Origin of the sequence: Desulfosarcina sp. (assembly GCF_041551955.1) — a bacterium.
Classification (GTDB): domain Bacteria; phylum Desulfobacterota; class Desulfobacteria; order Desulfobacterales; family Desulfosarcinaceae; genus Desulfosarcina.
Window position 1 is genome coordinate 1 of the sequence record NZ_JBFELV010000171.1, and the last position, 9,578, is coordinate 9,578.

At 54.8% G+C, this 9,578-nt stretch carries 8 protein-coding genes; 7 read left to right on the top strand and 1 reads right to left on the bottom strand.

All coding sequences use genetic code 11. The features are described 5' to 3' along the window. Positions 1–212: hypothetical protein (locus ABYV26_RS13815; RefSeq protein WP_372681928.1), on the top strand; the 212-nt coding region annotated here is incomplete at its 5' end. Between the two features lie 207 nt (positions 213–419). On the opposite strand, the gene ABYV26_RS13820 is transcribed toward ABYV26_RS13815, so the two are convergent. After that, positions 420–1,535 carry an IS110 family transposase gene (locus ABYV26_RS13820; protein WP_372681930.1) on the bottom strand — a complete coding sequence of 372 codons (1,116 nt, stop codon included), beginning with the start codon at positions 1,533–1,535 and terminating at the stop codon, positions 420–422. Between the two features lie 319 nt (positions 1,536–1,854). Between ABYV26_RS13820 and ABYV26_RS13825 the strand changes: the two genes are divergently transcribed. The 6 genes from ABYV26_RS13825 to ABYV26_RS13850 form a co-directional block, all read left to right on the top strand. Further along, positions 1,855–1,965, top strand: a complete 111-nt coding sequence (locus ABYV26_RS13825; RefSeq protein ID WP_372681942.1) for a dual CXXC motif small (seleno)protein — start codon at positions 1,855–1,857, stop codon at positions 1,963–1,965. Positions 1,966–1,970: 5 nt separating this feature from the next. Next, entirely contained in the window at positions 1,971–2,888 is a 918-nt protein-coding gene (locus ABYV26_RS13830; RefSeq protein ID WP_372681932.1) for an AEC family transporter, read from the top strand. A gap of 190 nt (positions 2,889–3,078) precedes the next feature. Further along, complete coding sequence (gene truA / locus ABYV26_RS13835; RefSeq protein ID WP_372681934.1) at positions 3,079–3,834, top strand: tRNA pseudouridine(38-40) synthase TruA; 756 nt, start codon at positions 3,079–3,081, stop codon at positions 3,832–3,834. Positions 3,835–4,041: 207 nt separating this feature from the next. After that, on the top strand, positions 4,042–5,607 hold the full coding sequence (locus tag ABYV26_RS13840; protein ID WP_372681936.1) for a GAF domain-containing protein: 1,566 nt from the start codon (positions 4,042–4,044) through the stop codon (positions 5,605–5,607). A 217-nt stretch (positions 5,608–5,824) separates the two neighbouring features. Further along, entirely contained in the window at positions 5,825–6,298 is a 474-nt protein-coding gene (locus tag ABYV26_RS13845) for a response regulator (RefSeq protein ID WP_372681938.1), read from the top strand. 89 nt (positions 6,299–6,387) lie between these two features. Then, positions 6,388–9,578: MMPL family transporter (locus ABYV26_RS13850; protein ID WP_372681940.1), on the top strand; the 3,191-nt coding region annotated here is incomplete at its 3' end.

Here is a 9,578-nt window from a genome sequence, read left to right on the forward strand (position 1 = left end):
AAGCCAACTTTCCCTGCCTGCCCTCATTCGCTACCCGGATCGATAGCTTTACCGCCATTGCGAGGCGGCTGATAATGAACCCTGATATGGTTGACAGTTGTCAAGAGAAAAAAGAACTTCCTGCCAACTGTTTTTCAGCGGTCCTTGCCGTGGTTATATTCCAAGGCATCCAAAGGGGCGGAACCGGTTTTGGCGACGGTCGATCACTCTGATATTCGCGGGTTGGTTACCGCATGACTTAGCTTCTTCACGGAGCTGCCTCGGTCTGAACTCGGGAATTTGGCCATACGGCGTATCCAATAGGGTTCTCGAGGGTTCTCCTGACCGTGGTTGCGCCCCTGTGGCTGCCTTGGAACGGTTGTTCTTTTTCCGTTTTAAATGTCTCCGTTTGCCGATGCGTCAGTTTTAATCGCTCTTTGTTATACCTCCGCCGGGACTTTGGTTTCATTGGCGATCGCCCACATGAATGCGCACAGTTCTCTTGCTATGGCCGTTACGACAACCGGTTTTATTTTTCCTTTGGCCCACAGATGCCGATAGCGCGAACACAGCCGGAGTTGGGCTTTCCATGCAATCTCGCAAATGGATTGTGGCAAGCCTTCTTGCCGTTTGAGTAATACCCGGCTGACCCGGGCCGGTAGCCGGTAGGCCCAGGCAGCCTCGACCAACACACGGCGCACATGGCCGTTGCCGGTCTTGGTAATCGAGCCGCGTCTGGTCTTTTGGCCGCTGGAATGTTCCGACGGCACCAGGCCTAAGTAGCTCATCAGCTCGGCAGGGTTTTGAAACCGTTTCAGGTCGCCGACTTCGGCAACCGTCGTGGCCGCCACGATCATCGAAACACCGCGCATGCTCTGAAGCGCTTGAACCACCGGGAACCGTTGCCATTCGGGCAACAGTTGTTGGATCTGATCGGTTAACCGCTTCACCCGATCTTTGCATTGGTTCAGGGTGCCGATATACTCCTGCAGGACAATCTGCTGTGACCGGTGAGGCATCTTGATGTCGGACAGCCAGCGCATATGGGCCTGGCTCCACGACGCCCGGCCCGTATATCGGATGCCGCTGCGAAGCAAAAAGGCCAGCAGGCGTTGTTTGCTTTTTTTCTCATCACCCTTGGCATCCTCCCGGGCTCGGGTCAGATCTCTGATGGCCTCGTCCTCAGCCAGGGGAACGTAAACAGCGGTCAGTTCACCGGCGCGATGCAAACGGGCAAGCATCAGGGCATCCCGGCGGTCATTTTTGATCTGTTTGCCACTTGGTTTAGGGATCCTGGATGGTGCCACCACAGAGCAATCGAACCCTTGAGCGGTGAGGTGACGGTAGATCTGGTATCCACAGGGGCCGGCTTCATACACAAATTGCAGCCGGTTACCTTTGCTGACCAATTTTCGGACCACCTTGTCGAGCGCCGAAAGGGTGCCATCTATTTTGCCGTAGTGCCGCACCTGGCCTTTGCGGCCGGTTTGAGCGATAGCGATATCGATGGAATTTTTATGGACGTCCATACCAATAAATGTGCTATTATCTGTCATGACCTGCCTCCTTGGTTTTGGCTCTGTGTTGGGTTGTTATCAATGACTCCTAACATAACCCACGTTTGCAAGGATGGCAGGTCATTTGTTATCAATGGGCTGCCGCGGTCAGCGAAATTCATCGTGGGCGAGAATGGGCCCTCAACAGCTCGTCGGAGGCCACGATGAATTTTCGCGGGTTGCGCGTACCGGGCTTGCCGATTGCTCGGTGTTAACTGTCAACCATTATGTCTGAACCTCGGAGCACCTCATGTCCCAAAAGCCCATCTGTGAGCATTGCCACACCCTCCTGACGCTGACACGAACGTGACGGGAGGTCATCTTCCGCTGCACGGGCTGCAGCGCCGAATTCCCGCTGGCCAGATTCCTCCACCTCATGGACGACGCCATGGAGCAGACGTTGGCCGGTCTGCGCTGTGACAGGGTATAGCTGTCATGATGATCATCAACAACCTGTTCCCGGTGTTTGCGCTGATCGGCCTGGGCGCCCTGCTCAAACACCTTGAACTGACCAGTGAGCCTTTTCTCAGGTCCTCAGACCGGTTGGTCTACTTCATCTTTTTCCCGGCCATGCTCTTCTGGAAAATCGGTTCGGCACCTCCGGTGGACAACAGCGCCACCGACCTGATCGCTGCCGCCATATGCGCCGTGGCCATCGTCTATCTCGTCAGCGCGGCCTGCCTGAAATGGTTCAAGGTGTCGACATTCGCAGCCGGTTCTTATTCACAAAGCTGCTACCGCTTTAACACCTACGTAGGGATGGCAGTCGTGTTGAATGCTTTGGGTGAGACGGGCGTATCTCGGTTCGGCCTCCTCATCGGGTTCATCATTCCCATCGTCAACATGCTGGCCGTATCCACCCTGATCTGGTACTCCGGCCAGGCCATCGACACCCGTGAGCGGCTGCGCATCACCCTGCGCGCCCTGGTTTCCAACCCGCTGATCATCGGCTGCCTCACCGGGATGGCCTACTCCCGGTTCGTCGGCGGATTCCCTGTTTTCCTGGACAACACCTTTCGCCTGGCCGCCATGGTGACCCTGCCCTTGGCCCTGCTCTCCATCGGCGGCACCTTGACCCTGAAGAACCTCAAAACTCACCTGGGACACGCATTATTGGGGTCCACCGTCAAATTGGCGGTCCTGCCGGTCGTCGGCTGGTTCTTTCTCAAAACCTTCGATGCATCGCCTTTATCCTATCAGGTGGGCATGCTTTTTTTCAGCCTGCCCACATCGCCGGCCATCATCGTGCTCTCTTCCCAACTCAACAGCGACATTGAATTTGCATCTGCGGCCATTGTCCTGTCCACGCTGTTGTCTTTCTTCTCCATGGGTGTTGTGCTATTGACGTTTTAGCGCGTGCCCATCCAAAAACGGTCTTTTTGCTCGATATTGGCGTTATACGCAAAATTTTATCCTCGGACTATCTACCCTATGCACCCCAGGGGCTTTTCCTTCGGGCGCCAGCGGTAAAATTTTTAGCATGCCTTGATCTCGAACAAAAATCCTCGCTCTTGAATAGACACGAAGTTAAAGGAGAGGCATCTTGGAAGAAGCACAACAACAGACATTCAAACTGATCCTCGAATACGACGGATCGGCCTTCCACGGCTGGCAGCGGCAGACGAAAGACCGCACGGTTCAGGAAACCATCGAAAACGCCCTGGCGGTCATGACCCGGGAAAGGGTAACCCTCATCGGTTCCGGCCGCACCGACGCCGGCGTCCACGCCATCGGTCAGTCCGCCGGGTTTACCACCCGCTCCCGTCTGGATGCCCGGGCTTTTTTGAACGGCCTGAACAGCCTGCTGCCTGATGATGTGGTCGTGCGTGCATGCGACCCGATGCCTGACAGCTTCCACGCCCGCTTTGATGTGAGGTCCAAGCACTACCGCTACCATATCCTCAACCGGCGCATCGCGCCGGCCATCGGCCGCCAGTTCGTCTGGCACATCCGCAAACCGTTGGACACGGCGGCGATGATCCAGGCCGCCGGAACACTGCTGGGCACCCATGATTTCAAGGCCTTCGAAGGCGCGGGCAGCCCCAGGCAACACTCGATCCGCACCGTGACCGATTCTACTTTGGCGATCACCGGCGACGGCAAGTTGACCTATGACATTCAGGCCAACGGGTTCCTGCGCTTCATGGTGAGAAACATCGTGGGCACGCTGGTGGAAGTGGGTCTGGGAAGGCTCGACAAACAGGACGTTCGCGCTATTCTGCAGTCGAAAGACCGCTCGCGTGCCGGCGCCACCGCGCCGCCTCAAGGCCTGTTTTTGATGGACGTAACATACAAGTAAACAAGGGATACACCAAGCCAACCTGGTCCATAGACGGTAGAGACTCCACGCTCCCACCGACCTTTGCATTTGCCACCCATTTCCGGGTTCCGTCAAAGTCTTATTCCTTCTTGACACATATCATTAATCCGGATTAGTATAGTTTCATCCTTCCGAATCCATTACTAATTTATGCCATCCAACCTCTTGAGCCAATTGGTATTGGAAATGAGTGCGTCTACCCGCAATAAACAAAAACGAGTGGCCATTCGCAGGCTTGGGGACAAACATATCCAGGCGCAGGTTGAAAAATACTCCCGCCTGATCCGGGCCGGACAAATCATCACCGCTGAATTGAATGTTGACGCACTGTTCGATGCCATATCCGATCAAACCGGCAAGATTCTGGATGTGGAACGATGCTCGATTTTTTTAGTCGACGAAGACCAAAAAAACCTTTGCTCATTCGTCGCCGCAGACATGGAATCCGATCAAATTCGATTTTCCACCGACCAGGGCATCGCCGGATGGGTCTTTTGCAACCGAACGCCTCAGATTGTGAACAATGCCTACGCCGACGCACGTTTCTACAGGGAAGTCGACAAAGCGACCGGGTTTCGCACGGCCAACATTCTCTGCGTTCCCTTGGTCAGTCATCGCAGAAACTGCATCGGAACCATGCAGGTGCTCAACAAGAAGGGGGGTGATTTCACAGCCGAAGATGCCGACATCTTAACCTACATGGCCAGCTACGTGACCGTCGCTCTCGAGAACTCATTTCTTTATGAAGAGTTGCGGGAAACCGACCGGGCCAGACAGAAAGCGGTCAACCACTTGTCGCACGAACTGAGAACACCCTTGTCGATTCTATCATCTGTATTAACGCGATTTGCCGATACCGCCCATGATCACGACTTGACGCACCTGACCCGGACGGTTGAAAGGGGCCGGCGCTGCATCGACAGGCTCAACAATATCCAGGAGAAGGTGGAGGACATCGTCGGCAGAAAAACGGTGGATTGCGAAAAGCAATACACTCGGATTTTCGAGGATCTGATCTGCCTGGTTGAAGAGACCGGTGAAGACACGACCATTCATTGCGGGCAATTGGCGGCGCATGTCATCGATCGCATCAAGTCGATTCTGGCCTTTGAACCGGAGAGAATCGAAACGATCAGAGTCGATCTCTTTTTAAAAAACATTTACCATCAGACCGCCGAGATTATCCGAAAACGACGCCTCCGGGTTTCATTGGCCATTGAAGACGCGCTGTACATAAAAATGGATGGAAAGATCCTCGAAAAGATATGTGACGGCCTGTTGAAAAATGCAATTGAAAACACCCCCGATGAGGGAAAGATAAAATTGACCGCCGGGAACGCGGAAGGTGATATATTTTTAGAATTTAAAGATCACGGCGTCGGCATCACACCGGCAAACAAAAAAAACATATTCAAAGGCTTCTTTCACACCCAACCGACCCGGCACTATTCATCCAAAACACCCTATGCCTTCAACGCCGGCGGCACGGGAACCGACCTTCTGCGAATGCAGACCTATGCGGAACGGCTTGGATTCAAAATCGATTTCTCCAGTCAGCGCTGTCGTTTCATTCCGCGTGATGCCGACACCTGCCCGGGCAGCCTGTCCCTGTGCGAAAACATCACGGATGAGATGGATTGCATGGGCTCGGGGGGTAGTATCTTCACGGTCAGGTTTCCCAAAATTGACGGGTCCGCAAAACGTCCGATATCTGCGTGGCGCTTCAGCCCTCGTCACTGCGGAGTACCATGAGTACACTTAACTCCTCGGGATGGAACATGAATGTTCGCCGTAATGATAGAGATCGATTTTCTGTTCGCCCGCTCAAACTCGCTTTCGCGGCCCGCAAGCCTTGATCTCGGACGTTTTACGAACCCGTCCGAAATGCGACGGTTTAAGGGTCCATTCAAATTTGGTGATGGTTTGAGAAACCATTTTTTTATTCAACTGGGAAAGAGAGGGCACACCGATGAAAAACAAAGTCACGTTGAAAGGGAAAACCATCCTGGCCGTCGACGATGAACCCGACATCCTGGAATCGATCCAGGACGTACTGGAAGGATGCCATGTCGACACCGCGCAGGATTATGGGTCAGCGATGGAATTGCTCGATGCAAAACCATACGATTTGGCCGTGCTCGACATCATGGGGGTTCAAGGCTATGACCTGCTGAAAACAGCAAAAGCCAAAAATATTCGCACCGTCATGCTCACCAGCCATGCCCTCAGCCCCGACAACTTCGCCAAGTCCATGGACGGCGGCGCCGATGCCTACCTGCCCAAAAACAAGCTGGCCGAGCTGAACGTGTTCCTGGAAGATGTCTTGAACGATGATCGCCAAAAACCCGGGGTGCTCGGCATGTGGTTCGATCGCGTCAAGGGCTACTATGAAAAGAAATTCGGCCCCGGCTGGCTTGATGAGTATAAAGGCTCCTGGCACTAGCAGGGTTTGGACTTTAACCTGCTCCGACACTGGATAATAAATTTTTTAGAATATAAACGAAAGTCAATCTTATCGGGAGTCCGTTCACGGTGGAGCGCGGCATAAACAACAATCCTCTTCATTTGATCCTCAACGCGTTAAACCCGGTCGACTATGTCCAGCGAGTCCTTGAACATCGCAGGCTTGCCCTCGCCGTCATTGCCGCATTGACGCTCCTGTTCGCCGCATTCATTCCCCGCCTGTCATTCAAGACGTCGATCCACGACCTGATTATCGAGGATCTTCCCGAAAACGTGCACTACGAGTCATTCAAGGCAATCTTCGGTTCTGAAGAGATCATCCGCGTCGTGGTCGAGTGCAAGGATGTTTTCGATCCACTCAACTTTCAAAAAATCGCCGGTCTGGAAGAGGCCGGAAAAACGATCAACGGCGTTCAGCGGGTCATCGGACTGGCCGGTATCAAGAGCGCGGTGGACCTGTCCGGCAACTGGCCCATGGATAAATTCGTGGCCTTCGTCTCCGGGGTCGACCTCTTCAAACACAACCTGATCGCCGACGACCACACCACCACCTCGATCACCCTGGTGCTCGACAAGGATGCGGACCAGGACGCGGTTATCGGCGCCATCCAGCAATTGATCGATGAAACAGACAAGGATATCCGTCTTTACCAGATCGGTATGCCGCTGGTTTCCCAGGCCCTGGCGCAGTTCACGCGCAATGATTTTCTGCGCCTGCCGCCGATCACCTTTCTGCTCATTGCCATCGTCCTTTTACTGCTCTTCAGGAACGTGCGCCATGCAATCATCCCGCTTTCCTGTGTGACCCTTTGTCTGATCTGGACATTCGGTTTGATTTCCATCCTTCAGGTTCCGCTTTCGATTCTCACCATGATCGTCCCGGTCTTTTTAATCGCCGTGGGAACGGCCTACTGCCTGCATATCCTGGCTGAATATCGCGCCGCCGCCACGTCGTCGCATACACCTGTCGAAGCGACCGCAATCACCTTCTCCAAGACGACCTTGCCGACCCTTCTGGCCATCCTGACCACCCTGCTCGGCCTGGGGTCCCTGTTTGTCAACCGGATTTCCGCCATCCGGGAATTTGCCCTTTTCGCGTGCATCGGGATGATCGCTTTTCTGATTCTGGTCATGACCTACCTGCCCGGCGTGCTCGCTTTGCTCCCGTGGAAAGAGAGTGCTCGATCAGAAAAGAAGGAAGGGTCGCTGTATCTGGACCGCTTCATGGGGTGGATCATTGACCTGAATCTGAATCATCAACGCCTCACCCTGATGGTGATCGGAGGGATGACGTTGTTCGCCGGTTTCGGACTGCTGCGTCTCCGCGTGGAAACCAATCCGATCGGGTATTTCAAAGACGATACCCAGGTCGTCAGAAATTTCCATGACATCTACCAGGACCTGTCGGGCAGCTTTCCCGTCAATGTGGTCATGACCTCACCGTCGGAAGATTTTTTCGAAAATGCGCAAAACATCGCCGGCATCGAACGGCTTCAACAATTTCTGGACACCCTGCCCGGCGTCGACAAAACCATCTCCTTCGCCGATTACCTGAAACTCGTCAACTACGCCTCCAACCGCTTCGAGCCCGCCTACTATAAATTGCCCACCGAGTCCTGGGAAGTCCGGATGCTGATGAACACCTACAAATCCATGCTGGGCATGGACCTGTTCAACGCCTTCATGGGGCCGTCGTTGTCACAGGCCAATATTCTGCTGCTGACCCACATATCCAGTTCCAGGGATTTTTTAGACCTGCGCCAGATGATTCTGCGCCACGTCGGTGAGGCCTTCGACCGGGATCTGACCTGGGACGTTACCGGGTTCGGCATCGTCATCTCCGCCAGCAGCCACCACCTGGTGTCCGGGCAGATCAAGAGCTTTTTGATGACCATGGCCGTCATCTTCATCATCATGTTCGCCCTGTTTCTCTCGTTCAAGGTGGGCTTGATCGCCATCGTCCCCAACCTGTTTCCCATCGTGATCAATTTCGGGCTCATGGGGTGGTTCGGCATCGAACTGTCCATGGCAACCAGCCTGATCGCCAGCATTGCCATCGGCCTGGCCGTGGACGACACGATCCACTACCTGGTGCGCTTCAACCGTGAATTCCATAAAGACCTCGACGACAAGCGGGCCCTGAAAGCGACCATCGCCCACATCGGCCGCCCCATCATCTTCACGACCCTGACCATCAGTGCGGGCTTTTTCATCCTGGCCTTTTCCGGTTTCAAGCCCACGGCCATTTTCGGCACGATGATGGTCATTACCATGCTCTCGGCCCTCGTCGGCGATCTGATTCTGCTGCCGATCCTGATCCAGCGCGTCGAGTTGGTCACCCTCTGGGACCTGGTGAGAATCAAGATGGGTGGGGAAGCCGACCTGGGCATCCCGCTCTTCGAGGGACTGTCGCGGGCGGAGGTTCATTCGATCATCATGGCCGGCACCCTCAAGAAGGTCAGCGCGGGGCAATCCCTGTTCTACAAGGGTGACCGGAGTGAATCCATGTATGCGGTCATCTCGGGCGGCTTCGATGTCATCGACTACGACCCCACCTGCACGCTGGGCAGTCCCGAGGCCATCCAGAAGTGCATCGCCAAGGTCGGCACCGGCGATATCCTGGGTGAAATGGGGCTGCTGCGCGCGGCACCCCGCTCGGCCACCGTCATGGCTACCAGGGACAGCGAACTGCTGCCGATCAACTGGAAGATGATCCGGCGGCTGCAGTGGCTCTATCCGCCCACGGCCCAGAAGTTCTTCGTCAACATGATGGGCATTCTGTGCGACCGGGTCGAACGCCTGACCACCTGCCTGGCCAACGAAAGCATGGTCGACGACCTGACCGGCCTGAACAACCGCAAAGGTTTCATCAGATCACTCAAACAGGAAGCCAACCGCGCCCATCGGCTAAAAGAAACCCTGGTCATGGCCACGATTGGGGTCAACTTCAACGATGCGGCCGGCAAGCCTGTTGACGGCATTAAGAATGACGTCTTGCGAGGCATCGGCGATACCATTACCGGTACGATCAGACGCTGTGACATGGTCGGCCGGGCGGATACCAATACCTTTGCGATACTTATTTCCAGTGGATCCGGCAAAGGTACCGGCGTGGTCATGCAGCGGATTCAAAGCGATCTTAAAAAGTTGCAGGCCCGGTTCGAGAAGACCGCCGCCTTCTCGATCGACATCAAGGCCACCACACTCGGATTGAAGGCCGATAACGATGGGGAAACGCTTCTCGAAGAGATATTGAATCG

What these genes read in the sequence shown, in the direction of transcription:
- ABYV26_RS13830 (WP_372681932.1), top strand. Translation starts at nt 1,971, where the DNA reads ATGATGATCATCAACAACCTGTTCCCGGTGTTTGCGCTGATCGGCCTG.
- ABYV26_RS13845 (WP_372681938.1), top strand. Translation starts at nt 5,825, where the DNA reads ATGAAAAACAAAGTCACGTTGAAAGGGAAAACCATCCTGGCCGTCGAC.
- ABYV26_RS13820 (WP_372681930.1), bottom strand. Translation starts at nt 1,535, where the DNA reads ATGACAGATAATAGCACATTTATTGGTATGGACGTCCATAAAAATTCC.
- ABYV26_RS13840 (WP_372681936.1), top strand. Translation starts at nt 4,042, where the DNA reads ATGAGTGCGTCTACCCGCAATAAACAAAAACGAGTGGCCATTCGCAGG.